Origin of the sequence: Cryobacterium sp. TMT4-10 (genome assembly GCF_004403275.1) — a bacterium.
In the GTDB taxonomy this organism is placed as follows: Bacteria; Actinomycetota; Actinomycetes; order Actinomycetales; family Microbacteriaceae; genus Cryobacterium; species Cryobacterium shii.
This window is the reverse complement of record NZ_SOGU01000033.1, coordinates 1-26437: the sequence shown is the minus strand read 5'-3', so window position 1 is coordinate 26437 and position 26437 is coordinate 1. Positions and strand designations below refer to the sequence as shown.

Below are 26437 nucleotides of genomic sequence, written 5' to 3'. Positions count from 1 at the left end.
CGCGACCGCGACCGCGGCGCCCGCGCCGGAACCGGCCCGGAGCCCGCAGACGGCGACGCCCTCGCAGCGGGACGGCGACGAGGCGGTGGCGCTCGGCGCGCTGCCGGGCGGCTGGAGCGACCCCACCCGGTTCGCCACCGCGGTTCTGCCGCCCTGGTCGCCGTCCGGGCTGTCCTGGTCCCAGGCCGTGCTGCTGTCCCTGGGCTCCCTGATGCTGCTGTACGTTCCCGCCCGCCTGCTGGCCGGGACCCTCTCCCGGTCCCGGGGCGGCCGCCCGGTCTGGCCGGGCACGGCCATCGCGGGCCGGAACCGGGCCCGGCAGGAGTACGAGACCGCGCCCGACGTGGCCGTCAACCGGTGGCTCGTCGCCGGCGCGGCCCTCGCCGCGGCGGCGACCCTGATCATGCTGTCCGGCCCGGTCACCAGCCAGCCGGCCTACCTGCGGCTGCTGCTCGCCGTGATGGTGGCCCTGATCGTGGTGAACGGGGTCGGTGCGCTCGTTCCGCTGTGGTGGAGCTCCCGGATCTGCCGGGTGCCGGCATCCGTCACGTTCCTGCCGCGCTACCTGCTGCTGGTCGCGGTGACCGCCCTCGGTTCCCGCCTCTTCGAGGTGCACCCGGCGCTCGTCTTCGGGCTGCTGGGCTCCGTCGCGGCGACCCCCGGCGCGCTGAACCCCGAGCGCGGGCAGATCGCGGCCGTGCGGGCCGGCAGCCTGATCGGGCTGAGTACGGCCGGCTGGCTGGCGCTCGGCCTCCTGCCGACGGCCGACGGCTTCCTCAGCTCGCTCGGTGCGGAAATCGCCAACAGCGTGGTGCTGACGGCGATCGGCTCGGTCGCGCTCGTGCTGATCCCGATCGGGCGCACGAGCGGGCGCAGCATCCTGGCCTGGTCACCGTCGATCTGGGCGGGACTGACCACGCTCGCGTTCACGATCATGTTCGGGGTGCTGTCCCCGGCCGTCGCGATCTGGAACGGTGACGGCACGGTGACCCTGCTGGGGGTGGCCGCCGGGGTCTTCGCGGCCCTCAGCGTCGGCGCGTGGGCCTGGCAGCGGTTCGTCACCCCGTCCCGGGGCTGACCCCGCGCCGTCCCCGGCCGGTTTCGGGCGGCTACGGGCGGCGAATCAGCCCGGCCTGCCGGGCGGCGGCGACCGCCGCGGTGCGCGAGGACACATCGAGTTTCGGATAGATGTGCGCGAGATGGGATTTCACCGTGGTCTCGCTCAGGTGCAGGTGGCGGGCGACGTCGGTGTTGCTCCGGCCCTCCGCCACGAGGGTGAGCACCTCGAGTTCCCTGGCGCTCAGCGCCCGGGTGGACTGGCGCACGCGGGACAGCAGCCGGCTGGCGACCGCGGGAGCCAGCGCGGACTGGCCGCGGCCGCCGCGGCGGCGACCGCGGCCAGGAGGTCGTCGGGCGGGCTGTCCTTCAGCAGGTAGCCGGCCGCCCCGGCCTCGATCGCGGTGATGATGTCCCCGTCGGTGTCGTGATTGGTGAGGATCAGCACCGCCGGCGGCTCGGGCAGGGCACGGATGCGCCGGGTCGCATCCGCGCCGCGGAACTCGCCCTGGAACTGCAGGTCCATCAGCACCACGTCAGGGCGGAGCCGGGCCGCCTCGGCCACGGCCTCCCCGGGTGTGCCGACGGCCGCGACCACATCGATGGAAGGGTCCGTCTCGAACAGGGCCTGCAGTCCGGTGCGCATGATCGGGTGGTCGTCGGCGATCAGCACGCGCACGCTCATCCGCGCACCTCGAACCCGGCCACGACGCTCGTGCCCTGCCCCGGGGCGCTCTCCACCGTGAGCGAACCGCCCAGTTCCGCGACCCGCTCCCGCATCGCCTGCAGGCCGAACGACGTGCGCGTCGACGTGTCCCCGCGCCGCACCGAGGCCCCCGCGTCGAAACCGACGCCGTCGTCGACGACGTCGAGGATGACCTCGGAGTCCAGCGCGCTCAGGGTCAGGTCGATCCGGGAGGCGTGCGCGTGCTGCACGGCGTTGGCCAGGGCGCCCTGGGCGATCCGCCACAGGGCCGTTTCGACCCGGGTGGGCAGCGGCTCGACGGGGCCGGCGACGGTGACGCCGATCCGGATGCCGCTGGTCGCGCCGGTCTGGGTCGCCAGCCGGTGCAGGGCCTCGACCAGGGTCGAGCCGCGCAGTGCCGGCGGGGACAGCTCGTCGATGAACTGCCGGGTCTCCGCCAGCGTCTGCCCGGCGGCGTCCCGAGCCTGGCGCATCCGTTGCAGCGAGGTCTCGGCGTCGCCGGAGCGCTCGGCGGCGTGGAGGAGCATCACGATGCTCGACAGCGACTGGGACACTGTGTCGTGGATTTCCCGGGCCAGGCGACCCCGTTCGCCCTGCACCCCGGCGGTCCGTTCGGCGGCGGCCAGCTGCCCGCGCGTCTCCCGCAGCTCGCGGATCAGGTCCTCCCGCTCGGCGGCTTCCCGGGCCAGAGAGCGGTAGGCCAGGGCGATTGCGACCGCCAACGCGGCTCCGATCAGCGGCCCGACGGCGCCCGCGGGGCTGAAACCGCGGTGCGCGCCGACCGCGAAGACCGCCGCGACGGTCGCGACGGCGACCGCGACCGGTCCGCACCACCCGGGCAGGAAGTGCAGGAAGAGGAAGAACAGCGGGAAGACGAGGTAGATCGCCTCGGCATTCAGCCCGGCCAGGACGACCCATTCCAGGCTGAGCAGGCCGAGCCGGGCCCCGGCCCATCGGGATGCCGTTCGGCTGCGACCGACCCAGGCGCCCACCGCGTAGGTGCCGAGGAAGAGCGCCGCCAGGCCGGCGATGATCGCGGCCGACGGCGACCCGGCCGCGAGGGAGGAGACGACGCAGAGGGCGACCAGCCCCGCCACGAGGGCGTGCAGGCCGATCCGGAGCCCGACGAAGACGGGGTTGAGGGCGGAGCCAGTGGGCTCGATCACGCGAAGATCACCCTTTCAGGCTACGCGGCCGAGCGCCCCGCGGCATCCTCCGAAAGGTGGAACGGGACCTCCACCTTGAGCCGCCGAAGAACACCCGCATGCACGATGACCGGCCGCGGCCCGGCGGGGAGAGTGAAGAGTGTGCGGGGCAAGCCTGTCGGCCGGCCCCGCACACTCTACCGCTCGATCGATCAAGGAGTTTGACAGTGTTCGTTGCATGGCGCGATCTTAGATTTGCCCGCGGGAGATTCCTGCTGATCGGCACGGTGGTCACCCTGATCACCCTGCTGGTCGGATTCCTCTCCGGCCTGACCGGTGGCCTGGCCGACCAGAACATCTCGGCCATCGCGGGGCTCGACGCCGACCGGATCGTGTTCTCCGCTTCGGCGGACGACGCCCCGCTCAGCTATTCCGATTCCGCCGTGACCGGCGCCGAGGCCGAGGCGTGGGGCGCCCGGCCCGGCGTCGACACGGTGACCCCGCTCGGGATCAGCCGGCTGCGGCTCACCGCCGGGGCGAACCAGACCAGCGTCGCGCTCTTCGGCGCCGAAGCCGGGCTCGGGCCGGTTCCGTCGAGCGCCGGGCGCCTGACCTTGCCGGCCACCGCCGCCGAGGAACTGGACGTGCGGGCCGGCGACAGCATGGAGCTGGCCGGCTCGGCCTTCACCGACGATTCCGTCACGGCCGACACCTGGTACTCGCACACGCCCGTCGTCTGGCTTCCGCTGGCGGATTGGCAGCGGGCGGCCGCCGCCACCGGCACCCCGGATGCCTACGCGACCGTCCTGGCCGTGACCGCGCCCGGGCTGGACTTCGCCGCCGCGGACAGCGCGACCGGCACGTCCTCGGCCGGGGTGCTCCAGTCCCTGACGGCGTTGGAGGCGTTCCGCTCCGAGATCGGTTCGCTGCTGCTGATGGTGGGGATGCTGTTCGGCATTTCCGCGCTGGTCGTCGGCGCGTTCTTCACTGTCTGGAGCATCCAGCGCCAACCCGATGTGGCCGTGCTGAAGGCCCTCGGCGCATCGAACCGCATGCTGATCGGGGATGCGCTCGGCCAGGCATCCGTCGTGCTGATCGTGGGGGTGGGGACCGGCATCGGCCTGACCGCCCTGCTCGGGGCCCTCGCCGGGCCGGTGCTGCCGTTCATCCTCAGCCCGCTGACGACCCTGCTGCCGGGCGCCGCCATGATCGCCCTCGGCCTGGCCGGGGCCGCGTTCGCCCTCCGTTCCGTCACCACCGCCGACCCCCTCACCGCCCTCGGGAGCAACCGATGATCCAGCTCGACCACATCACCCTCACCTACCCGGACGGCGGCAACCGCATCACCGCGGTCGACAACGTCACCCTCACCGTGGCGCCGGGCACCGTCGTCGGGATCACCGGCCCGTCCGGCTCCGGCAAGTCCAGCCTTCTGGCGGTGGCCTCGACCCTGGTCACACCCGACACGGGCTCGGTGCTGATCGGGGGCGTCGACGCGACCGCGCTGACGCTCGCCGAGAAGGCGGATCTCCGGCGGGACCGGCTCGGCATCATCTTCCAGCAGCCGATCCTGCTGCCCGCGCTGACGGCCGCGGAGCAGCTCGTCGTGATGGGCGAGCTCGACGGCCGCCGGGGCGGTGCCCGCGGCCGGGGGCGGGCGCGCATCCGTGCTCTCGAGCTGTTGACTGCCGTCGGCCTGGCCGACCAGGCCGGCAAGCGTCCGGCGCAACTCTCGGGCGGGCAGCGCCAGCGGGTCGAGATCGCCCGGGCGCTGATGAACGAACCGTCCGTGCTGGTCGTCGACGAACCCACGAGCGCGCTCGACCAGGAGCGCGGCTCGGAGATCCTCGCCCTGATCCTGCGGCTCACCGCCGAACACGACACCGCCACGGTGCTGGTCACCCACGACCAGCGTCTGCTCCCGCTGATGAGTGCGGTGCACACCATGGTCGACGGCACCCTGACCCCGAGCTAGCCGATCCCCGCGCCGCCATCCCCCTCCGCGTCCCCCCTCCCGAGCCCCCATCCCGCGCCCGGCGCGAACCAATTCGACGGAGATACTGCTCTAAAAACACGGATGCGGCGTGTTTGTACCCGTTTCCGGCAGAATCTCCGTCGAATTCGTTCAGGGGCGGGGTCGGGTGGCGCGCACACCGGCGCGGCGCACGCTATCGTCAGAGCGTGCGCCTCGGAGTTCTTGACGTCGGTTCGAATACCGTCCACCTGCTGGTCGTCGACGCGCACGAAGGCGCCCCGCCGGTGCCGATGGCGTCCGACAAGGCCGTGCTGCGCCTGATGCGCTACCTCACCCCCGAGGGGGCCATCACTGACGAGGGCTGCACCGCGGTGCTCGACGCCGTGCGGAACGCCGCGGAGGTCGCCCGCCGCCACCACGTCGACGATCTGCTGCCATTCGCCACCTCCGCACTCCGCGAGGCCACGAACGGGCCCGAGCTGCTCGCCCGGGTCGAACGGGAAACCGGGGTCGCCCTCCAGGTGCTGTCCGGCGAAGATGAGGCCCGCCTGACCTTCCTGGCCGTGCGTCGCTGGTACGGCTGGTCGGCCCGGGACATCCTGCTCTTCGACATCGGCGGCGGCTCCCTCGAAATCGCGACCGGCGCGAACGAAATCCCCACGGTCGCGCTCTCGCTCCCGCTGGGGGCCGGCCGTTCCACGGTCGGTTTCCTGCACGACGACCCGCCGCGTCCCGAGCAGGTCTCCGCTCTCCGCGACCACGCGGACGCCGTGCTCGCGGAGGCGCTGGACGCGTTCGCGGGCCGCCGGATCCCGCACCATGTGGTGGGCTCGTCGAAGACCATCCGCTCCCTCGCCAAACTGGCCGGGTCCACGTCCGACGGGGTCGGGTCCGGCGAACGGATGCGGCTGAGCCGGTCGCAACTGGACGACTGGGTGCCGCGACTGGCGCGTATTCCGGCCGAAGCCCGCCCGGCACTGCCCGGGATCACGGCCGACCGCACCTTCCAGATCGTGGCCGGCGGCATCGTGCTCAGCGCGGCGATGGCCGCGTTCCGGGTGGCGGAACTCGAAGTGTCGCCCTGGGCGCTGCGCGAGGGGATCATCCTGCGCTACCTGGACCACCTGGCCTGACGTCGAAGAACGGCGGGACCACGTGGGGTTGCCACGTGGTCCCGCCGGGGGTGGTGCCGGGGTGGTGAGGTGAGCGGCGCTGCCGCTACTTCATCGCCTTGGCCTTGAGCGCCGCGTACTCTTCAGGCGTGATGGTGCCGCTGTCGAGGAGGGCTTTTGCTTTCGCGATCTCGTCGGCCGAAGTCGCCGTCGCCCCGGCGACCGAGCGCACGTAGTCGTCCGTGGCCTGCTGCGCGCGACGCGAATCGCGCATCTGCCGTTCGGCCATGCCCTTGCCGCGTGCGATCAGGTAGACCAACGCGGTCAGGAAGGGCACGAAGACGAGGAACAGGATCCAGGCCGCTTTCGCCCACCCGTTGAGTTCATGATCACGGAAGATGTCTGCGACGATCGAAAACAGCACCATCAGGTAGGCGATGAAGGCGAACGTCCAGAAGAAGAAGAACCAGATGAAGTCCCAGATGTTCGACAAAAAATCCATGATCTGTCTTTTTGGTCAGGGAATTGGATCGCGGTCGGGCTAATCCGACCGCCGAATGGCTGCCGGTGATGCTGCTTTGTCGGTTCGACCCTGAGTCAGGTGCCCGCGGCCCACATTCACTGCCAGATGGTAGCGCGACGGAACCGGCCCGGAAAGGGCCGAAGGGGGCCCGATGGTCAGGGATTTTTCTGGCGGAGCGGAGCCGAAGTCCACGAAGATGTGCCCCCGCTGGGGGTCGAACCCAGACTGTGACGATTTTAAGTCGTCTGCCTCTGCCATTGGGCTACGGGGGCGCGTTCGGGATTTCCCGAACGCTTCAAGCGTAGGTGCTGCCGGAGCCTCCGGTGTTACTTGGCGGCGACGGTCTCCGCGTCGGCGACGGCAGCATCCGTTGCGACGGCGGTCGTCGCCGCCGGCTTCGCCGCGGTCTTCCGCGGCGCGCGGGGAGTCCGCGCGGTCGGCGCGGTCGGCGCGGCCTTGGTCGCCGGCACCGTGGTGCTGGACTTCGCGGCAGCGGCAGCGGAGGCCGGGGCCTTTGCCGGAGCTGCGGCGTCGGAGGCCGGCTTCGGACGGGAGGCGAACTCCTCGAACGCGGCGCGCGGGTGCTCCAGCGCGGCCAGGGAGACGATGTCGCGGCCGAGGAAGAAGTTGTTCACCCAGCCCCAGACGACGCGCAGCTTGCGCTCCCAGCTCGGCATGGCCAGGCCGTGGTAGCCGCGGTGCGCGAACCAGGCCAGCAGACCCGTCATCGCGAACTTGCCGGACTGGAACACGCCGGTGCCGATCCCGAGGCCGGCGACGGCGCCGAGGTTCTTGTGCAGGTATTCCTTGGGGCCTTCGCCTCGCAGCACCGCGACGATGTTCTTCGCGAGGAGCTTGCCCTGGCGGACCGCGTGCTGGGCGTTGGGCACGCAGAAGCCGCCCACTCCCCCGCCGCTGAGGTCGGGCACGGCGGTGATGTCGCCGGCGCCCCAGGCGTCGGCGATGATCTCGTCCTCGGTGCCGACGCGCAGGTCGGGGCGCACCTGCAGGCGGCCGCGCTCCTCGATCGGGAGGTCGGTGTGGCGCACGACGGCCGGGTTGGCCATGACGCCCGCGGTCCAGACGATCAGGTCGGTTTCGAAGCTCTCTCCGGTGGAGAGTTCGATCTTGCCGTCGACCGCGCTGGTCAGCTGCGTGTTGAGGTGGATCTGCGCGCCGCGCTGATCGAGGTCCTTGATCACCCAGAGGCTCGTCTTCAGCGAAACCTCGGGCATGATGCGCCCCATGGCCTCGATCAGGTGGAAGTGGGTGTCGTCGAAACCGATCTGCGGGTACGACTTCAGCAGCGAGGTGGCGAAGGAGCGCAGCTCGGCGAACACCTCGATGCCGGCGAAGCCACCGCCGATGACGACGAAGGTGAGCAGGCGGTCGCGCTCGGGACCGGCGGGAAGCAGTGCTGCCTTGTCGAAGTTGGTGAGCACGCGGTCGCGGATGGCGACGGCTTCCTCGATGGTCTTCAGGCCGATGGCCTGGTCGGCGACGCCCGGGATCGGGAAGGTGCGGGAGACGGCGCCCGCCGTGACGACGACGATGTCATAGACGAATTCCCACGGCTCGCCGATCGGCGGCGTGATGGTCGCCGTCTTCGTGGCGTGGTCGATGTGCGTGACCTTGGCCGTGAGCACGTTCGTCTTTTTGAGGTGGCGGCGGTGCGCCACGACGGCGTGCCGCGCCTCGATGGAACCGGCGGCGACCTCGGGCAGGAACGGCTGGTACGTCATGTACGGGAGGGGGTCGACCATGGTGACCTCGGCCTCGCCGGCGCGCAGCCACTTCTCGAGCTTCCAAGCGGTGTAGAAACCCGCGTAGCCGCCACCGACAATCAAAATTCTGGGCACGATGGAAGTCCTCCTACATTGTTTGGATGCGCGAAAACTTACCGTTTTGATCGTATTCGCTTGATGTGCCGAGTGGCCCCGATGCCGAACAGCGTTACTAGAGTACCAAACCCGACCAGCACCATGAGCGGCACGCTGATATAGGTGACGGTGAGCGGGCTGGGCAGCCACGCGGCGACGACGCTGGCGCCGGGCAGAGCGGGGTCCTCCGCCGGCGCGACGGGCGCCTGCGCGGTGGGCTGCGGCGCGGGCGCCAGCTCGGTGTCCGCGCGGCGGTGCACCCGGATCCATTCCTCCAGCAGGGCCGCCGGTTCCGCCGTCGTCCCGGTCGGCACGGATGCAGTGACGGCCGCCGCGGCGTCGATCAGGCCGTTGCCGTAGATCGGGCTGGGCACCGAGTGCCCGTTCGGGTTCGCCGTGGCGATGACCCGGTTCATGACCCCGGCCGCGTCGAGCCGGGGATAGGCGGCGCGTACGAGCGCAACCAGGCCGGAGACGATGGGAGCGGCCGCGCTGGTGCCGTTCCACTGCACGTACCCTCCACCGGGAACCACCCCGACGAGCTGCTCGCTCGGCGCGGCGACGGAGATGGTGATGCCCTGCGAGGACGCGTCGAAGCTCGCGCCCTTGCTGCGGTCGACGCCCGCGACCGTCAGCACCCCGGGGATCGTCGCGGGGGCGCCGACCTCGGTGGTGCCGCTGCCCCGGTTCCCGGCTGCGGCCACGACGACGACGTCGTGTTCGAAGGCGTAGAGGAACGCGTCATCCCAGCTCGGCGGCCAGTCCAGCGTGTTGCGGGTGAGCGACATATTGATGACGTCGGCCCCGTTGTCGACGGCCCAGCGGATGCCGGCGGCGATCTGGTCGTCGTTGCTGAGGGTCGCTCCGGTGGTGCCGAACGCCACCGAGACGGCGAGGATCGAGGCCTCGGGCGCGACTCCCATGACCCCGGAATTGGCGCCCGTGCCACGGCCGGCCAGCAGGGACGCCACCAGGGTGCCGTGCTCGCTGCCGTCTCCGATCGGAGTCTGACCGTTGGCGGAGCCGAGGCCGGAGACATCCGTGCCGCCGACGACGGCGCCGGCCAGTTCGGCGACGCCGGCGTCGACGCCGGTGTCGATCACGGCCACCTTCACGCCGGCGCCGCGGGTCGTCTTCCAGGCCTCGGTGAACCCGTAGTCGTTCAGCCAGTACTCCAGGTCGCGCACCTGCGTGTTCTCAGCGAAGGCGGGCACCGCCGGGGCCAGGGCCGCCCCGCCCACCGACACGGTGAGGCAGAGGCCGACGGCCAGGCCGATGCGCCGCCAGGCCGCCCTCACTCGTCGGCCGACGAATAGTCCAGGCACTCGCAGACGTCCGGCGTCCAGGCCGCCCGGGCCAGGGCCAGGTCACCGATCGGGTTGGTGCCGGGTCCGGCCGCCAGCGCATGGGCGGCCAGCGCGTGCAGGCACTTGACCCGGTCGGGCATGCCGCCGGAGGAGATCCCGGCGATCTCGGGCACCGTGCCGACGGTCTCCCGGTCGGCCAGGAAGCTGTCGTGGGCGCGGCGGTACCGGGCGCGCACTTCGGCGTCGTCGGCCAGCAGCTGGTTGTACTCGTTCATCACCTGGGTGGCCTCGAGGAACGAGAGGGCCGCGGTGGCGGCGGGATGGGTCAGGTAGTACAGGGTCGGGAACGGCGTACCGTCGGCCAGCCGGGGCGCGGTGGCGACGACGGTCGGGGCGCCGCAGACACAGCGCGCGGGGATGCCGATGACGTCGCGGGCGGGCCGGCCCAACTGGGCCGACACAATCATGATGTCGGCGGCGGTGACCGGCGCGAAGGGAGGCCGGGTCACTGTGCGGCCTCGGGTGCCAGGCCGGCCGTCATTGCGGAGGCGAACATGGAGGACAGCCAATCGACGTTGGTGGTTTGGATGGTGGGGCTGGCGACCGGGACGGCCGCCTCGCCGGCGACGGGCAGGGCCAGGTCGTTGATGACGAGGAAGCTGACGTCGCCGGGCAGCACATAGGACAGCCGGTCGCGGGCCTGGGTGGTGACGTAGGTGCGGTCGTTCCACCGCTCGCGTTCGGACTTGAGCTGTTCCACGTCACCCTGCTGCTGGGTGACGGCGGCCGTCAGCCGGTCGATCTGCTGCCTCTGGTCGGCGTAGGTGCGGATGCCCGGCGCGAGCACGATGACGGCCATGATCAGCAGACCCATCATCACGAGCGAGAACCCGGACAGCCGGAGGCCGTGCAGCCAGTTGCCGGCGATGGTGTCTGCGAAGTTGTCCGTGGAGGCGAGCGCGACGGGCCGCCGTTCGGCGCGTTTCCTGGCCATGGCAACTCCTTTCGCTGACTCCGGGTGCGGGGCGGCCCCGCACTGGAACCCTAATTGCAGTGGGACAAAAAAATGGAGCTCTCGAAGCGCGGGGATCAACCCGCGCTTCGAGAGCTCCGGGCAGACTACGCCTTGAACCGCGGGAAAGCGGAACGGCCCGCGTACACTGCGGCCTCGCCCAGCTCTTCTTCAATCCTCAGAAGCTGATTGTACTTTGCGACGCGCTCGCTGCGAGCAGGCGCTCCGGTCTTGATCTGGCCGGCATCCGTCGCGACCGCGAGGTCGGCGATGAAGGTGTCTTCGGTCTCACCGGAGCGGTGGGAGATGACGGTGGTGTAACCGGCACGCTGGGCGAGGGAAACCGCGTCGAGCGTCTCGGTGAGGGTGCCGATCTGGTTGACCTTGACCAGGATCGAGTTCGCCGTGCCGAGGGCCAGGCCCTTGGCCAGACGCACCGGGTTGGTCACGAACAGGTCGTCTCCGACGATCTGGACCTTGTCGCCGAGTTCGGCGGTGAGGTGCACGTAGCCGTCCCAGTCGTCCTCCTCGAGCGGGTCTTCGATCGAGACGAGCGGGTAGGCCGCGACGAGCTCGACGTAGTACGCGGACAGCTCCTGGGCGGTGAGTTCCTTGCCCTCGAAGTGGTAGACGCCGTCCTTGTAGAACTCGGAGGCGGCGCAGTCGAGCGCAAGCCCGATGTCCTTGCCGGGGGTGTAGCCGGCGTTCTGGATGGCTTCGACGATCAGGTCGAGGGCCGCGCGGTTGCTCGGCAGGTTGGGGGCGAAGCCACCCTCGTCGCCGAGGCCGGTGGAGAGGCCCTTGGACTTGAGCAGCGCCTTGAGGGCGTGGTAGGTCTCGGTGCCCCAGCGGAGGCCCTCGGCGAAGGACTCGGCGCCGAGCGGTACGACCATGAATTCCTGGATGTCCACGTCGTTGTCGGCGTGGGAGCCGCCGTTGATGATGTTCATCATCGGGACCGGAAGGGTGTGCGCGTTCGGGCCACCGAGGTAGCGGAACAGGGGCAGGCCGGCCGAGGTGGCGGCGGCCTTGGCGACTGCCAGGCTGACGCCGAGGATGGCGTTGGCGCCGACGCGGTGCTTGTTGTCGGTGCCGTCGGTCTCGTTCAGGACGGCGTCGACGATGCGCTGGTCGCTGGCGTCGAGGTCCTCGACTGCCGGGCCGAGCTCGTCGATGACGGCGTCAACGGCCTTCAGCACGCCCTTGCCCAAATAACGTGACTTGTCGCCGTCGTGCAGCTCGTAAGCCTCGAACGCACCAGTCGATGCGCCGGACGGAACGGCGGCGCGGCTGACCGAACCGTCATCAAGCAATACCTCGACCTCGACGGTCGGGTTGCCTCGGGAGTCAAGAATCTCGCGTGCTACTACTGCCTCAATGAGAGCCACAGCTATCTCCTGTTTCCTATGTTTTTTAATTGTTGGGGTGTTGGTCTGGAGGGATCAGGGAAAACAGCGCCGTATTCCAATCCAATAACAGTCTAGCGACTGGGCTCAGCCGGCGAGTGGACGAAAGTCCAGCGCCGCCACGTCCTCGGTTGCCGCGGCGACGAAGGCGTAACGCCCGTAACCGCCGGCAGCCGCGCGTTCCAGCAGGGCCTTCACGTTCTTCGTGCGCTGTTCCAGGCGCACCCGGAGGCCCTCGGCGACCAGGGTTTGCTTGAGCGCCACCAGCCGGGCCGGGTCTGTTCCCTTGTCGTACACCAGGACGACCGACGTCTCCACGGATGCCGCGTCCGCACCGAGCAGGTCGACGATGCGCTCGAAGCCGATCGAGAAGCCGCAGGCGGGCACATCGGTGCCGAGGAAGCGGCCGATCATGCCGTCGTACCGGCCGCCGCCGCCGAGCGAGTACCCGAGCGTGGGGTGCGAGATCTCGAAGATGGTGCCGGTGTAGTACCCCATCCCGCGCACGAGGGTGGGGTCGAAGTCGAGTCGCACCCCCGGCATCGCGGCACGGAGGGCGAGCAGGTCGCCGTAGGCATCCTGATCGAGCCAGGCCGGGGCGACCGGCTCGGCCGCGTCCCAGCCGGCGTCCCCGAGAGCGGTCAGCGTCTCGGCGATTCCGGCGGTGACAAGGCCCAGGCTGCCCAGTTCGGCGACGACGCCGTCGACGCCGATCTTGTCCAGCTTGTCGATGGTGATCAGGGCGCGCTCGCTCAGGTCCGCCGGAACGTTCCAGTGCGCGAGCAGGGCAGCGAGAATGCGGCGGTCGTTGATGCGGATCGAGCAGCCGGTCAGGCCGAGCGCGTCGAGCGCGGCGCTGGTGGCGGTGATCAGCTCGATCTCGGCGAGCATGCCGGCCTCGCCGATGATGTCGATGTCGCACTGCACGAACTGGCGGTAGCGACCCTTCTGCGGCCGTTCGGCCCGCCAGACCGGCGCGATCTGGATCGAGCGGAACACGGTCGGCAGTTCCGAGCGGTGGGTGGCGTAGAACCGGGCCAGGGGCACGGTGAGGTCGAATCGGAGGCCCAGGTCGGCCAGCGCGAGCAGGTCGCCGGATTCGGCGGCGGCCGCGACATCCGTGGGCTTGAGGCCGCGCTTCATCACCGCGAAGGCGAGTTTCTCGTTGTCGCCGCCGAGGCCGGAGTGCAGCCGGGCGGAGTCCTCCATCACCGGGGTCTCGATCTCGTCGAAGCCGTGCGCGGTGAAGCTGTGCCGGATCACGGCCAGGGCGTGCTCCCGGGAGGCTTTGTCGGCCGGGAGGAAGTCGCGCATGCCGCGGGGTGGGGTCACTGGTGTTGCCATAGCCCCAATTGTGTCAGTTCCGGCCTCGCCGCCCGGGCCCGGCAACGCCTCCTGTGCGCCCACCGTCGCTGTTTCGGCCGAGAATCGCCACCGCACCGGGCCATCTCGGCGCAAGCGAGGACGGTGGACGAAGGCTAGAGCGCGCCGCCCGCCGCGGCGGGGGCGTCGGTGTCGGCCGGAGCGCCGGTCACGGTCTCCCGGGCGATGTGGTCCTCGATGTCGAAGGGGTTGTCGCCGGCCCTCTGGGCGATGGTCAGCAGGGTGGACATCGATGCCACCTCTTCCACCTGTTCCTTGAGGAACCAGAGCATCGCCTGCTCGCCGAGCGCGTCGCCGTCGGCCCGGGCCGCTCGGAACAGGGCCTCGATCTGCGCGGTGACCTGCTTCTCCTGAGCGAGCGCGAGTGCGATCGGCTCGATCACGAGAGTGAAGTCGTTCCGCACGGCGGGAATGCCGGGGATGACGACGCCCAGGCCCCGGTCGAGGCGGTACTGCACGAGCATCATGGCGTGGTTGCGCTCTTCGATCGACCGGGCGTAGAAGTGGGCGGCCAGCCGGGGCAGAGCCTGGTTGTCGAACCACACCGCGATCGCGAGATACTGCTGCGAGGCGGCGAATTCGTTGCCGATCTGGGCGGAGAGAAGCTCGTTGAAAGTGGACTGGATCATGCTCTGACGGTACCCGCGGATCGAGGGATCCGGCAGGTCTGCTCAGTCAGGCGCAGCGGGCAGGCCGATGATTCCGGCGTCGGAGAAATCGGATCCGGACACGTCGGAGCCGGAGCCCGCACCGGCGCTCTCGGCTTCGGCGGCGCGGATCTCGTCCTGCAGCCCCCGGAGGGCGCTGCGCAGGGCACGCTCGGAGTCGAGCCCGTTGGCCTTCGCCGCCGCGACGATCGCGAGCAGGAGCGGCCCGAGTTCGTCCTCGCTTTCCATCGGCAGCGGGAAGGCCGCCTCGCTGCCGAGCAGCCCGATCTTCTGCGCGCGCCCCAGCACCTTGTCCGCGAGCGCGAGCGCGGGCATCCCCTGCGGGATCCCGTCGAGCACGCTGGTGCGGTGCGGTTTCTCTGCGGCCTTGAAGTCGTCCCAGGCGAGGGAGACGTCGGCGGCCGTCTCGAGGGTGGCGTCCCCGAAGACGTGCGGATGGCGCCCCACCATCTTTGCGGTCATGTGCGCCGCGACATCCTGGATGTCGAAGTCTTCGCCGCGCGTGTGCGCCGCGAGGTCGGCGTGGAAGATCACCTGGTACAGCACGTCGCCGAGTTCCTCGAGCAGCTCCTCCCGGGTGCCGGATTCGATCGCCTCGATCAGTTCGTGGCTCTCCTCGATCAGGTACTGCACGAGGGACTCGTGGGTCTGCTCCCCGTCCCAGGGGCAGCCGCCGGGCGCGCGCAGATGGGCGACCACGCGCACGAGCTCGTCCAGGCTCGATGCGCCTTCTGGTCCTGTGGGCATTCCTGAAGGGGTCACGCGACAACTCTAATCGCCTCGACTTGCCGGAACAGAGGCCTGAACCCGCCCGTGTCCCGGCCGGACGCCCCGAACGCCGGACCACGGGCCGCGCTGAACCAATTCGACGGAGAATCTCCGTTAAAACCGCTCTGGGAGAACGTTGAGGGCCGATCCGAGCAATATCTCCGTCGAATTCGTTCGGGCCGGCTCGGCCGGGGTGGGCCACCGGGGCGGGCAGGTGACCTCGGGTTAGGCGACCGTGTCCACGGGGCGGGGGAAGAGCGCGTCCAGCAGCGACCCGGCCCACGCGATCAGCGCGGCGTCGCCCAGCGGTTCGCCGTTGATGCGCGGCATGGGCACCGTCATCGACCCGTTCTGGGTGAAGTAGCGCGAGCCCGGGTACATCCGTTGCAGGCGCACCTGCATCGAGTCGGCGAGGTTCGCCGGCGACACCCGCAGGTTCGACCCCATCGCCACGACCTCGCCCAGGCCGGCCTGCTGGGCCAGCCAGCGCAACCGGGACACCAGGACCAGGTTCTGCACCGGCTGCGGCGGCTCGCCGTAACGGTCGGTGAGCTCGTCCAGCACCAGATCGATCTGGTCCTTCGCGGCCGTGGGGGCGCTGGCCGCCGAGAGCTTCTGGTAGGCCTCCAGGCGCAGCCGCTCGCTGTCGACGTAGTCCTCGGGGATGTGCGCGTCGACGGGCAGCTCCAGCCGCAGCTCGGTCTGCCCCGCGGCGACGTCGCCGCGGAACGTGCTGACGGCTTCCCCGATCATCCGCAGGTAGAGGTCGAAGCCAACGCCGGCGATGTGGCCGGCCTGTTCGCCGCCGAGCAGGTTGCCGGCGCCGCGGATCTCAAGGTCTTTCAGCGCGACCTGCATGCCGGCGCCCAGCTCGTTGTTCGCCGCGATCGTGGCCAGCCGGTCGTGCGCGATCTCGGTCAGGGGCTTGTTCTCGTCGTAGAGGAAGTAGGCGTAGGCGCGCTCGCGGCCGCGGCCGACCCGCCCGCGCAGCTGGTGCAGCTGGCTGAGCCCGAACTTGTCGGCCCGGTCGATGATGATCGTGTTCGCATTGGCGATGTCGAGGCCGGTCTCGATGATCGTGGTCGAGACGAGCAGGTCGAACTTGCGCTCCCAGAAATCCACGACGACCTGCTCGAGCTGGGCCTCCGGCAGCTGGCCGTGGGCGACCGCGATCCGGGCCTCCGGCACCAGCTCGGCCAACTGGGCGGCGACCCTGTTGATGCTCGATACCCGGTTGTGCACGACGAAGATCTGTCCCTCCCGCAGCAGCTCGCGCCGGATGGCCGCGGCCACCTGGCGGTCGGAGTACGGGCCGACGAATGTGAGGATCGGGTGCCGGTCCTCCGGCGGGGTGGCCAGGGTCGACATCTCCCGGATGCCGGTGACCGCCATCTCGAGGGTGCGCGGGATGGGCGTGGCGCTCATCGCGAGGATGTCCACGTTGGTCTTGAGCTTCTTCAGCGCGTCCTTGTGCTCCACTCCGAAGCGCTGCTCCTCGTCGATGATGACGAGGCCGAGGTCCTTGAACACGATGGAGTCGGACAGGAGCCGGTGCGTCCCGATGACCAGGTCGACAGTTCCGTCGAGCATCCCGGCGATGGTCTCCCGGGATTCCTTCTCGGTCTGGAACCGGCTCAGGGCGCGCAGGTGCACCGGGAACCCGGCGAAACGCTCCTGGAACGTCTCCATGTGCTGGCGAACGAGCAGGGTCGTCGGCACGAGCATCACGACCTGCTTGCCGTCCTGGATGGCTTTGAACGCGGCGCGCACGGCCACCTCGGTCTTGCCGAAGCCGACGTCGCCGGAGAGCAGCCGGTCCATCGGGATGGGCCGTTCCATGTCGGCCTTGACCTCGTCGATGGTGGTGAGCTGGTCGGGCGTCTCCGCGAACGGGAACGCCTCCTCCAGCTCGCGCTGCCAGGGGGTGTCCGGTCCGAAAGCGTGACCCTTGCTGGCCATCCGTGCCGAGTAGAGCTTGACCAGCTCCACGGCGATGTCCCGCACGGCACGGCGCGCCTTGGTCTTCGCGGCGGACCAGTCGCTGCCGCCCATCTTGCTCAGCGCGGGCGCCTCGCCGCCGACGTAACGGCTGACCAGGTCGAGCTGGTCGGTGGGCACGAACAGTTTGTCGCCCGGGTGACCGCGCTTGGAGGGGGCGTACTCGAGCACGAGGTATTCGCGCTTGGTCTTCACCGGGTTGCGCCCGCCGCTGGACACCTCGCGCTGGGTGAGTTCGATGAACCGGCCGATACCGTGCGTCTGGTGCACGACGTGGTCCCCGGCCTTCAGCTGCAGCGGGTCGACGACGTTTTTGCGCCGGCTGGCGAGCTTCTTCACCTGACGGGCGTCGTAGCCGACGGTGCGGCCGTAGAACTCGGATTCGCTGACCAGCGCGAATTTGGTCTCCGGCAGTTCGAAACCGTGATCGACGGATGCCTTCAGCAGGTACGCGATGCCGGGTTCGGGGTCGGCGGGCCACTCCGCGACCGACCGGGCCGGGAGTTCGTGTTCGGCCAGGACGTCCGCGGCGCGTTCGACTAGCCCGGCACCCTGGGCGACGATGCCCACGGTCCAGCCCGCCTTCAGCCGTTCGGCGAGGTGGCCGACGGCACCCTCCACGCTGCCTTGGAAGCTCGGAACGGCGTCACCCTCGACCCGCACGGTGAGCAGGTCGTCGATTTCGCGGTGTTCGGGCAGCACCGGGGCATCCGTCGGCGCCGCCTGGAAGGAACTGAGGGTCCACCACACGTGCGCGGAGGCCGGGGCGCCCGGCGCGCTGAACTTCACCGATTCGCGGAGCCGGCCGAGGGTGAGGAAGTCACCCGATTCAAGGTCGATCGGCGCCTCGGCGCCGGCGGTCGCGGCGCTCCAGGCTGCCCCGAGGAACTCCCGGTTGGTCTCGGCCAGGCTGATCGCCCGCGACGCGACCCGCTCGGGCGAGATGACGGCCACGGCCGCCTCCCTGGGGAGGTAGTGGGTGATCGGCACGAGCCGGTCAACCAGGGCCGGGGCGAGGCTCTCCATGCCCTCGACCGGGATGCCCTCCGCGATCTTGGCGAGCAGGCCGGACAGGCTCGGGAACTCGTGCTGCATCTCCCGGGCGCGCTGGCGCACGGCGGGGCTGAGCAGCAGTTCGCGGCTCGGCGGCAGGCTGACCGACGCGACCGGGTCGGGCAGGGAACGCTGGTCGGCCACCGAGAACGCCCGGATCTGTTCGACCTCGTCGCCGAAGAACTCGACCCGGTAGGGGTGCGGGGCCACCGGCGGGAAGACGTCGAGGATGCCGCCGCGCACGGCGAATTCGCCGCGCCGGGTGACCATGTCCACCCGCGCGTAGGCGACGTTGACGAGCTGCAGCGCGATCGCGCTCAGGTCGTGGCCGCGCTGGCCGACGCTCAGGTCGATCGGCTCGTAGTCGGTGAGGTTGTCCGCTACCGGCTGCAGCGCGGCGCGCACCGAAGCGATCACGACCAGGGGGTGCCGGGTGGCCGCGTCGCTCTCCTCCCACTCCCGCATCCGTCGCAGGGCGTGCAGGCGCTTTCCGACGATTTCGGCGCTGGGACTGAGCCGTTCGTGCGGGAGGGTCTCCCAGGCCGGGAAGTCGATGATCTCCGCGTCGGCGGCGAAGCAGGCCAGGTTCTCGTGCAGCGACTCGGACTCACGGCCGGTGGCGGTGATCACGAGCAGGGCAGGCGCCTTGTCCAGCCGCACGCGCTGCTCGAGCAGCGCCGCGACCAGGGGCGCGCGAAGGCCCTCGGTGAGGGAAAAATCAACGTCCCGGTTCGCGAAGGCGAGGGCGTTGTCGAATGTGGAGGCGCGCGAAAGTGTGGCAATTAAGCCCTGAAGAGTCACCAGACGAGTCTACGCAACCCGGCTGAGCGCCGCCCGGGGTATCCGGGCCACCCGGGAGCCGCGGCTGTTCCCGTTCCGGTCGAGAGTGCCCGTTCTGCCGGTCACTCTCGACCGGAACGGGAACTATCCGGGGCCGGTCAGGGCGCGTGCACCTTCTGCTGGGCGGCGACGACGCCCTCCGCGGCGATCAGCTCGATCGCGTCGGCGGCATCCGTGAGCAGGATGGGCAGGTTGGCGCGTTCGGTCGAGGCGAAGTCGTGCAGCACGAAATCGGCCGCGGGCTGCCGGCCGGGAGGACGACCAATGCCGGCCCGGATGCGCACGAAGTCGTTCGTTCCCGTGGCGGCGATGATGTCCCGCAACCCGTTGTGGCCGCCGTGGCCGCCGCCGACCTTGATCTTCAGGGTGTCGAAGGGAAGGTCGAGGTCGTCGTGCACGACGATCAGGTGGGACGGCTGCAGGGAATAGAAGCGCAGCAGCGCCGCGACGGGCCCGCCGGACACGTTCATGAACGTATTCGGTTTGGCGAGCACAAGCTTCGGGCCGCCGGGGAAACTGCGTCCCTCGGCGACGGCCGAATTGGTCTTGTGGCCCCGAAATCTGCTCTGGAGCCGATCGGCAAGCACGTCGACCACCATGTGGCCGACGTTATGCCGGTTTCCGGCGTAGTCGGGCCCGGGGTTACCGAGCCCGACTACGAGCCAGAGATTCTCGTCCAGGGGAATCCTCCGCTTACGACGAAACCAGAAGGGGATGACTACTCGGCGGGAGCGGCCTCGGCTTCGCCCTCGGCGCCCTCGGTACCCTCTTCTTCTTCCTCTTCCTCTTCTTCCTCGAGGACCGGCAGGTGCACGGACACGACGACGGCGTCTTCGTCGGAGATGAGCGTGGCACCCTCGGGGATCTCGACGTCCTTCGCGTGAATCTGCGCGCCGTCCTCGAGGCCCTCGATGGAGAGCGGGAGGTTCTGCGGGATGTTGATGGCCTCGACCTCGAGCAGCAGGGTCTTGGTGTCCAGATCGGCGACCATTCCGGGAGCCGGCTCGCCGGTCACGTGCACGGAAACCTCGACCTGGACCTTCTCACCCTTGCGGATGACGATGAGGTCGAGGTGCTCGATGATCTGCAGGAAGGGATCCTTCTGAACGTCCTTGACCAGGGTCAGGTGGCTCTTGCCGTCGATCTCCAGCTCGAGGACGGCGTTCGCGCGGCGCAGCAGCAGTCCGATCTGGTGCGCGGGGAGCGCGACGTGGACCGGGATGGTGCCGTGGCCGTACATGACGGCGGGGATCTTGCCCAGCACGCGCAGCTTGCGGGCCGCGCCCTTGCCGAACTTCACGCGCAGGTCGGCGACAATCTTGTTGGTGGCGTCAGCCATGGTGTTTCTCCTTGCGGACCGCTACGGCCCAGATCTGGTTCACGGGCCGGGGCCGGTGAAGAGTGGGGGTGTGATTCAACTCGAACGCGTGTCAGCGTGAGGAAAGGCCGTAAAGCATTCCGCCGCGTCGATAACGGATGCCGCGCAGCCGGTTTCCCGGTCGTGCGGCAGCCCTCGCCGAAGTTCAATTCGTAAGTCTAGCGGAGGCGCGGGAGTCCCGCGAACCCGGCCCGCGGCATCCGTACCGGGGCGCCCCGGTCACTCCCCGCACCGGTTCGCGGCGACCGGCTAACCTTGAAAAAGATTTGAGAACAAGTAGCTGAAGGAGCAAACGTGGCCGAAACCGGCGCAGCACAGGCAAACATTGGCGTAGTAGGACTGGCGGTGATGGGCTCGAACCTCGCCCGCAACCTGGCCAGCCGTGCGGGCAACACGGTCGCGGTGTACAACCGCTCCCCCGAGCGCACCCGCCTCCTCACCACCGAGCACCCCGAGGCCGGTTTCGTGGCCTCGGAGACGATCGAGGATTTCGTCGCCTCGCTGCAGAAGCCGCGCACCGCGATCATCATGGTGCAGGCCGGCACGGGCACGGATGCCGTGATCAGCCAGCTGACCGCCCTGTTCGAACCCGGCGACATCATCGTCGACGGCGGCAACGCCGACTTCCAGGACACGATTCGCCGCGAGAAGGATGTGCGCGCCACCGGCGTGAACTTCGTCGGCGCCGGCATCTCGGGCGGCGAGGAGGGCGCCCTCAAGGGGCCCAGCATCATGCCCGGCGGATCGGTGGAGGCGTACAAGACCCTCGGCCCCATCCTCGAGTCGATCGCGGCCGTCGTCGACGGCGTGCCCTGCGTCACCCACATCGGCACGGATGGCGCCGGTCACTTCGTCAAGATGATCCACAACGGCATCGAATACGCCGATATGCAGCTCATCGCCGAGGCGTACGACCTGCTGCGGAAGGTGACCGGGCACTCCCCCGCCGCCATCGCCGATGTGTTCACCGAGTGGAACCAGGGCGACCTCGAGAGCTACCTGATCGAGATCACCGCCGAGGTGCTGCGCCAGGTGGACGCGAAGACCGGCCTGCCGTTCATCGACATCGTGCTCGACGAGGCCGGTTCCAAGGGCACCGGCGTCTGGACCGTGCAGAACGCGCTCGATTTGGGCGTGCCCGTCGGCGGCATCGCCGAGGCCGTCTTCGCCCGCGCCGTGTCCAGCCACCCGGAGCAGCGCGTCCCCGTGCGCGCCGCCATCACCGCCCGCCCGGAGATCGCCGTCGTCGGCCACACTTTCCAGGACGACGTGCGCCAGGCGCTGTACGCGTCGAAGGTCGTCGCGTACGCGCAGGGCTTCGACGCGATCATCGCCGGTGCGGTCAAGTACGGCTGGACCGTCGACAAGGGCGCCATCGCCACGATCTGGCGCGGCGGCTGCATCATCCGGGCCCAGTTCCTGAACCGCATCGTTGACGCGTACGCCAACGACCCGTCGATCACGTCCCTGCTCGTCGACCCGTACTTCGCCCAGGCCGTCGCCGACGGCGAGTCGGCGTGGCGCCGAGTGGTGTCCACGGCCGCGCTGTCCGGTATCCCGGTTCCCGGGTTCGCCTCGGCGCTCAGCTACTTCGACTCGCTCGCCAGCGAACGGCTTCCCGCCGCCCTCGTGCAGGGCCAGCGTGACTTCTTCGGCGCGCACACCTATAAGCGGGTGGACATGCCGGGCACGTTCCACACGCTGTGGTCGGGCGACCGCACCGAGATCGCGACCGAGGGTTCCTCGCACTAGTCACGACGTCGACTAACGAATTCGACGGAGATTTTGCCGAAAATGGCCACTTTCGCTCCGCAACGCGGGTTTTAGAGCAGAAGCTCCGTCGAATTGGTTCTTCGCGCGATCAGGAGCCGGGTTTGCGATACTGGGAGCCTGATGACGAGCGACGACCACCCCGAACTCTCCGGCTACGAGCCGCAGGATGCCGCGCGGCCCCTGCGCAGCCGGCGCACCATGGCCCTGATGCGCATCGTCGTCGTGCTCGGGCTGGTGGCCCTGATCGTGCCGGGCATCCTGACGACCGTGCAGATCGCGTCGAGAACCGCCGCCAACGCGTGCAGTGTCGCCACGGCCCGCTACTACCCCGTCGCCGTCGGCTCGGACGCGCGCTTCGACCTGACCGGGCCGGGAGGCTTCGGCTGGCAGTGCTACGCGATCGACATCAACGAGCGCGAGACCTACGTCATCCCGCTCGGCATCATCCCGGCGGCACCGCGGGCGCCGGAGACGGTCGTACCGGCCTAGACCCGGTCACGATCGTGCTCCAGCTCGTTCTCTGAGCTCCTGCCCCTGACCGGGCCCGGACAGACCTCTGGCCGGCCGTCGACATCCGTCAACGACCGGCCAGAGTCCACTCAGCGAAAACGGGGCCTACGCGGCGCCCTCAAACATCGACGTGACGGAACCCTCGTCGAACACCTCGTGGATGGCGCGTGCCAGCAGCGGGGCGATCGGCAGGACGGTGAGCGTGGGGAAGCGCTTCTCCTCGGGGATCGGCAGGGTATCGGTGACGACGACCTCGGAGATCGCCGGGTTCTGCAGCAGCTCCAGCGCCGGGTGGCTGAACACGGCATGGGTCGCCGCGACGACGACGCCGATCGCTCCGGCGGCGCGCAGGGCCTCGGCCGCGAGCACGATGGTGCGTCCGGTGTCGATCATGTCGTCGACGATCAGGCAGACGCGGCCCTCGACCTGGCCCACGATCTCGTGCACGGACACCCGGTTGGCGACCTTCGGGTCGCGGCGCTTGTGGATGATGGCCAGCGGCGCGCCGAGCTTGTCGCTCCAGATGTCGGCGACGCGCACGCGCCCCATGTCCGGCGAGACGACCGTGAGGGTGGCCGGGTCGAGCTTCTCCTTGAAGTGCTCGAGCAGCACGGGCATGGCGAAGAGGTGGTCGACGGGGCCGTCGAAGAAGCCCTGGATCTGGGCGGCGTGCAGGTCGACGGCCATGATCCGGTCGGCGCCGGCGACCTTGAACAGGTCCGCGATCAACCGGGCCGAGATCGGCTCGCGGCCGCGGCCCTTCTTGTCCTGGCGGGCGTAGGGGTAGAACGGTGCAACCACCGTGATGCGCTTGGCGGATGCCCGCTTGAGTGCGTCGACCATGATCAGCTGTTCCATCAGCCACTCGTTGATCGGGTTGGTGTGCGACTGGATCACGAAGGTGTCGGAGCCGCGCACGCTCTCATCGAAGCGGGCGTAGATCTCGCCGTTCGCGAAGGTTCGGGCGTCGGTGTGAACGAGTTCGGTACCAAGTTCCGTGGCGATGTCCAGTGCCAGTTGGGGGTGTGCTCGCCCCGAAACCAATACAAGTCGCTTCTCGCCGCTGGTCTTGATTCCAGACACCTAGTCTCCGCTCTTTGCCGCAGCCGCCGCCGCGTCGGTTCCTGGGCGGTTGGTCTGTACCCAGCCGTCCATATTGCGTTGTGGGGCCACGGTGAGGGCCAAAGCCCCGGCCGGCACGTCCTTGCGGACGATGGTGCCGGCTCCCGTGTATGCTCCGTCCCCAATCCTAATCGGCGCGACGAACACGTTGTGCGACCCGGTGCGCACGTGGGACCCGATCTCACTGTGGTTCTTGTTCACGCCGTCGTAGTTGGCGAAGATCGTGCCGGCCCCGACGTTCGACTGCACGCCGATCGTGGCATCGCCGACATAGCTCAGGTGCGGCACCTTGCTGCCCATGCCTATGGTCGCGTTCTTGGTCTCGACGAACGTGCCGATCTTGCCGTCGGCGCCCAGAATCGTTCCCGGACGCAGGTACGCGAACGGGCCGACGGATGCGCCCGCGCCGATCACGGCGAGCGTCGCATCCGTGCGCTTGACGACCGCGTTCTCGCCGATTTCACAGTCGACGAGGGTGGTGTCCGGGCCGACCACGGCGCCGGTCTCGATCACGGTGGAGCCGAGAATCTGCGTGCCCGGCCGGATGGTGACATCCGGTGCCAGCTTCGCCTTGAGGTCGATCCAGGTCGTGGCCGGGTCCTGAACGGTCACGCCGGCCAGCTGCCAGCCGTAGACGATGAGGCCGTTGAGCTGGCGCGCCGTCTCGGCGAGCTGGGCGCGGTCGTTGATGCCGGCCACCAGCCAGGCGTCCGCCACGGGCACGGCGCGCACCTCTGAGCCGGACTGGCGCAGCAGGCCGATCACGTCGGTGAGGTACTTCTCACCCTGCGCGTTCTCGGTGGTGACATTGGCGAGCTGGTCGCGCAGTTCCTTCAACCGGAAAACGTAGACCCCGGCGTTGGTCTCGGTGATGGCGCGTTCCTCGCTGGTCGCGTCCTTCTGCTCGACGATGCGGTCGAAAGCGCCTTCCTCCGAGCGCACGATGCGGCCGTAGCCGGCGGCGTCATCCGGGAAGGAGGAGAGCACGGTGGCCGAGACGTCGCGTTCACGGTGCGCGCTGACGAAGCTGGCCAGCGTGGCGGCATTGAGCAGCGGGACGTCGCCGCTGACGACGAGGACGTCGCCGTCGAAGTCCCCCGGGAGGGCGTCCACGGCCTGCTCAACGGCCCGGCCGGTGCCGGGCAGGTCGTCCTGGTCGACGATCAGGCTCTCCGGCAGGTCGGACTGCACGAGAGCGGCCACCTGGTCGCGTTCGTGGCGCACGACCGTGACCACGTGCGCGGCATCCAGCGCCTGGGATGTCGCCAGGACGTGGCTCAGAATGGGGAGCCCGGCGAGCTGGTGCAGCAACTTCGGGGTGCTGGACTTCATTCGGGTGCCCTGGCCGGCGGCCAGCACGACGATGGCGAGTCTGGGGTCAGTCACGTTTTTTCCTCAAGCTTCGGTCTGGCCGGCCGGGGAAGACCGGGGAATGGCGCCGCTTTGTCTGCAGCAATGCTCCGCCGCCAGGACTCGAACCTAGACCTAACAGCTCCAAAGGCTGTCGTGCTGCCATTACACCACGGCGGAATTCGCCGACCGAGGGCCGACCAACGGTGACAAGTCTGCCAGATATCAAGCCGAACACCGCGCCGGGTGCCCGAAGACCCACCGAACATCCCGGTTTGCACGGCCGACCGGGATAATAGACGGATGCCCGTACATGACGAAGTCGACCGAATCGTTGACGCCTGGTTGCGCGAACGGCCCGACCTCGATTTCGCCCCCTTGCAGGTGCTCTCCCGGGTGGGCCGTCTCGCCAAGCATCTGGACCGCGCCCGCCGCACCGCCTTCTCCCGCTCGGAACTGGACTCGTGGGAGTTCGACGTGCTCTCGGCGCTGCGCCGCGCGGGCGAGCCCTACGAACTGAGCCCCAAGGCGCTGCTGCAGCAGACGCTGGTCTCCAGCGGCACGATGACGAACCGGATCGACCGCCTGGTCGAACGCGGACTGGTCACCCGCCGCACGGACCCCAATGACAGGCGGGGCATCTTCGTCGGGATGAACCCGGCCGGCCTCACCCGGGTGGATGCCGCCATCACCCGGCTAGTCGACGCCGAGGCCGAACTGCTCTCCACCCTGACCCCGGCCGATCAGGCGAACCTCGCCTCCCTCCTGCGCAAGCTCAGCCTCGACTTCGACTGAGAATCGAGGCTCAGAAGCCGGTCTCTGAAGGCGCGGGCCGTGACAGAGTCTCCGCCTCGGGCGGCGGCGGTTCCGGCACCACTGCACGGATGCAGGTGGCCGGCTCGGTCACGAATGCGCGCCCGCTCGGCGAGGTCCACCTCAGGGTGCCGGCCTCCAGGTGTTTCACCGTCCACCGGGTCTCGCTTTTCAGCGCATGGCACGGCGGACACAGGTGAGCGAGGTTGTCCTCGGCGGTCAAACCGTTGAACTGCCAGTCCAGCGAATGGTCGATGTCCGAATGGGCTGCCGACCGGTTGCAGCCGGGGAACCGGCAGGTCTCGTCCCTCACCCGCAGGTACTTCTTGAGGTCTTTGGGCACCTTGTACCGGTCCCGGCCCACTGAGAGCACCACCCCGGTCTCCGGATGCACCAGAAGCCGGGTGAAGCTCGGCGCCCCAGCCGCGATCCGCCGCGCGGTGTCCGCGTCGATCGGGCCGTAACCCTCCAGATGGGCCGGTTCGTCGTTGAGACCCATCAGACTGAACACCGGGACCGTGATGTTCACCGAACCGCGGATGCCCTTGCCGCGTCCCGAGGGCGTCACCCCGTCGAGGATGAGGTCCTCGAACACGTCCGCCTTCAACTGGGTCAGGGTTCGTTCCTCCTCCTTGCACTGCAGGCTCAGGGCCATCAGC

22 protein-coding genes, 2 tRNA genes and 2 pseudogenes are annotated in these 26437 nt (G+C 69.4%); 7 read left to right on the top strand and 19 right to left on the bottom strand.

Features of this window, described 5'->3' with window-relative positions:
• Positions 1-1078: pseudogene (locus E3T42_RS16665) on the top strand (hypothetical protein); the annotation flags it as partial.
• Between the two features lie 31 nt (positions 1079-1109).
• On the opposite strand, the pseudogene E3T42_RS04755 reads toward E3T42_RS16665, so the two are convergent.
• Together E3T42_RS04755 and E3T42_RS04750 are read right to left on the bottom strand one after the other, a co-directional pair.
• Positions 1110-1741: pseudogene (locus tag E3T42_RS04755) on the bottom strand (response regulator).
• Positions 1738-2928: a sensor histidine kinase gene (locus tag E3T42_RS04750; protein ID WP_241975837.1), complete on the bottom strand. Its 1191-nt coding sequence runs from the start codon at positions 2926-2928 to the stop codon at positions 1738-1740. Before E3T42_RS04750 ends, E3T42_RS04755 begins: the two are co-directional and overlap by 4 nt.
• 206 nt (positions 2929-3134) lie before the next feature.
• On the opposite strand from E3T42_RS04750, the gene E3T42_RS04745 reads away from it, so the two are divergent.
• From E3T42_RS04745 to E3T42_RS04735, 3 genes are all read left to right on the top strand, one after another.
• Positions 3135-4202 carry an FtsX-like permease family protein gene (locus E3T42_RS04745; RefSeq protein WP_134365789.1) on the top strand — a complete coding sequence of 356 codons (1068 nt, stop codon included), beginning with the start codon at positions 3135-3137 and terminating at the stop codon, positions 4200-4202.
• Complete coding sequence (locus tag E3T42_RS04740; protein ID WP_134365788.1) at positions 4199-4882, top strand: ABC transporter ATP-binding protein; 684 nt, start codon at positions 4199-4201, stop codon at positions 4880-4882. Before E3T42_RS04745 ends, E3T42_RS04740 begins: the two co-directional genes overlap by 4 nt.
• A 206-nt stretch (positions 4883-5088) precedes the next feature.
• Positions 5089-6015, top strand: coding sequence for a Ppx/GppA phosphatase family protein (locus E3T42_RS04735; protein ID WP_134365787.1), 927 nt, complete (start codon positions 5089-5091; stop codon positions 6013-6015).
• Between the two features lie 85 nt (positions 6016-6100).
• Here E3T42_RS04735 and E3T42_RS04730 read toward each other — a convergent pair whose 3' ends face one another.
• The 13 genes from E3T42_RS04730 to E3T42_RS04670 all read right to left on the bottom strand — a co-directional run bounded on the left by E3T42_RS04730 (position 6101) and on the right by E3T42_RS04670 (position 20171).
• Positions 6101-6496: an SHOCT domain-containing protein gene (locus E3T42_RS04730; protein ID WP_134365786.1), complete on the bottom strand. Its 396-nt coding sequence runs from the start codon at positions 6494-6496 to the stop codon at positions 6101-6103.
• A gap of 220 nt (positions 6497-6716) precedes the next feature.
• Positions 6717-6789, bottom strand: a tRNA-Leu gene (locus E3T42_RS04725).
• A 54-nt stretch (positions 6790-6843) separates the two neighbouring features.
• Entirely contained in the window at positions 6844-8376 is a 1533-nt protein-coding gene (locus tag E3T42_RS04720; protein WP_134365785.1) for an NAD(P)/FAD-dependent oxidoreductase, read from the bottom strand.
• 38 nt (positions 8377-8414) lie between these two features.
• A complete protein-coding gene (locus E3T42_RS04715; RefSeq protein ID WP_338144994.1) occupies positions 8415-9722 on the bottom strand; it encodes a S8 family serine peptidase in 1308 nt (435 codons plus the stop codon).
• The gene (locus tag E3T42_RS04710; RefSeq protein ID WP_134402574.1) at positions 9692-10213 is read right to left on the bottom strand and encodes a DUF501 domain-containing protein; all 522 of its coding nucleotides are present in this window, start codon (positions 10211-10213) and stop codon (positions 9692-9694) included. The genes E3T42_RS04715 and E3T42_RS04710 overlap by 31 nt, the downstream gene beginning before the upstream one ends.
• Positions 10210-10698 carry a septum formation initiator family protein gene (locus E3T42_RS04705; protein ID WP_134365783.1) on the bottom strand — a complete coding sequence of 163 codons (489 nt, stop codon included), beginning with the start codon at positions 10696-10698 and terminating at the stop codon, positions 10210-10212. Before E3T42_RS04705 ends, E3T42_RS04710 begins: the two co-directional genes overlap by 4 nt.
• 125 nt (positions 10699-10823) lie before the next feature.
• Complete coding sequence (gene eno, locus E3T42_RS04700; protein ID WP_134365782.1) at positions 10824-12104, bottom strand: phosphopyruvate hydratase; 1281 nt, start codon at positions 12102-12104, stop codon at positions 10824-10826.
• Between the two features lie 105 nt (positions 12105-12209).
• Positions 12210-13466: a histidine--tRNA ligase gene (gene hisS / locus E3T42_RS04695; protein WP_134402573.1), complete on the bottom strand. Its 1257-nt coding sequence runs from the start codon at positions 13464-13466 to the stop codon at positions 12210-12212.
• A gap of 134 nt (positions 13467-13600) precedes the next feature.
• Entirely contained in the window at positions 13601-14134 is a 534-nt protein-coding gene (locus E3T42_RS04690) for a ferritin (RefSeq protein WP_134365780.1), read from the bottom strand.
• A 42-nt stretch (positions 14135-14176) separates the two neighbouring features.
• Positions 14177-14920 (bottom strand): MazG family protein, encoded by a 744-nt coding sequence (locus tag E3T42_RS04685; RefSeq protein WP_134365790.1) that lies wholly within the window; start codon positions 14918-14920, stop codon positions 14177-14179.
• Positions 14921-15166: 246 nt separating this feature from the next.
• On the bottom strand, positions 15167-18793 hold the full coding sequence (gene mfd / locus E3T42_RS04680) for a transcription-repair coupling factor (RefSeq protein ID WP_134365779.1): 3627 nt from the start codon (positions 18791-18793) through the stop codon (positions 15167-15169).
• Positions 18794-18930: 137 nt separating this feature from the next.
• Positions 18931-19512, bottom strand: coding sequence for an aminoacyl-tRNA hydrolase (gene pth / locus E3T42_RS04675; protein ID WP_134365778.1), 582 nt, complete (start codon positions 19510-19512; stop codon positions 18931-18933).
• Between the two features lie 38 nt (positions 19513-19550).
• Entirely contained in the window at positions 19551-20171 is a 621-nt protein-coding gene (locus tag E3T42_RS04670; RefSeq protein WP_134402572.1) for a 50S ribosomal protein L25/general stress protein Ctc, read from the bottom strand.
• A 387-nt stretch (positions 20172-20558) separates the two neighbouring features.
• On the opposite strand from E3T42_RS04670, the gene gndA reads away from it, so the two are divergent.
• Positions 20559-21962, top strand: a complete 1404-nt coding sequence (gndA, locus tag E3T42_RS04665) for an NADP-dependent phosphogluconate dehydrogenase (protein ID WP_241975838.1) — start codon at positions 20559-20561, stop codon at positions 21960-21962.
• 141 nt (positions 21963-22103) lie between these two features.
• Positions 22104-22472 carry a hypothetical protein gene (locus E3T42_RS04660; protein ID WP_134365775.1) on the top strand — a complete coding sequence of 123 codons (369 nt, stop codon included), beginning with the start codon at positions 22104-22106 and terminating at the stop codon, positions 22470-22472.
• 126 nt (positions 22473-22598) lie between these two features.
• Here the strand turns inward: E3T42_RS04660 and E3T42_RS04655 are convergent, their stop codons facing one another.
• From E3T42_RS04655 to E3T42_RS04645, 3 genes are all read right to left on the bottom strand, one after another.
• Positions 22599-23576: a ribose-phosphate diphosphokinase gene (locus E3T42_RS04655; RefSeq protein WP_134365774.1), complete on the bottom strand. Its 978-nt coding sequence runs from the start codon at positions 23574-23576 to the stop codon at positions 22599-22601.
• Positions 23577-25001 (bottom strand): bifunctional UDP-N-acetylglucosamine diphosphorylase/glucosamine-1-phosphate N-acetyltransferase GlmU, encoded by a 1425-nt coding sequence (gene glmU / locus E3T42_RS04650; RefSeq protein ID WP_134365773.1) that lies wholly within the window; start codon positions 24999-25001, stop codon positions 23577-23579.
• Between the two features lie 72 nt (positions 25002-25073).
• Positions 25074-25145: transfer RNA gene (locus E3T42_RS04645), tRNA-Gln, on the bottom strand.
• A 123-nt stretch (positions 25146-25268) separates the two neighbouring features.
• Here E3T42_RS04645 and E3T42_RS04640 point away from each other — a divergent pair.
• Positions 25269-25760 carry a MarR family winged helix-turn-helix transcriptional regulator gene (locus E3T42_RS04640; RefSeq protein WP_134365772.1) on the top strand — a complete coding sequence of 164 codons (492 nt, stop codon included), beginning with the start codon at positions 25269-25271 and terminating at the stop codon, positions 25758-25760.
• A gap of 10 nt (positions 25761-25770) precedes the next feature.
• Here E3T42_RS04640 and E3T42_RS04635 read toward each other — a convergent pair.
• Positions 25771-26437 (bottom strand): HNH endonuclease signature motif containing protein (locus E3T42_RS04635; protein WP_134402570.1); only part of this gene is annotated, 667 nt, incomplete at its 5' end.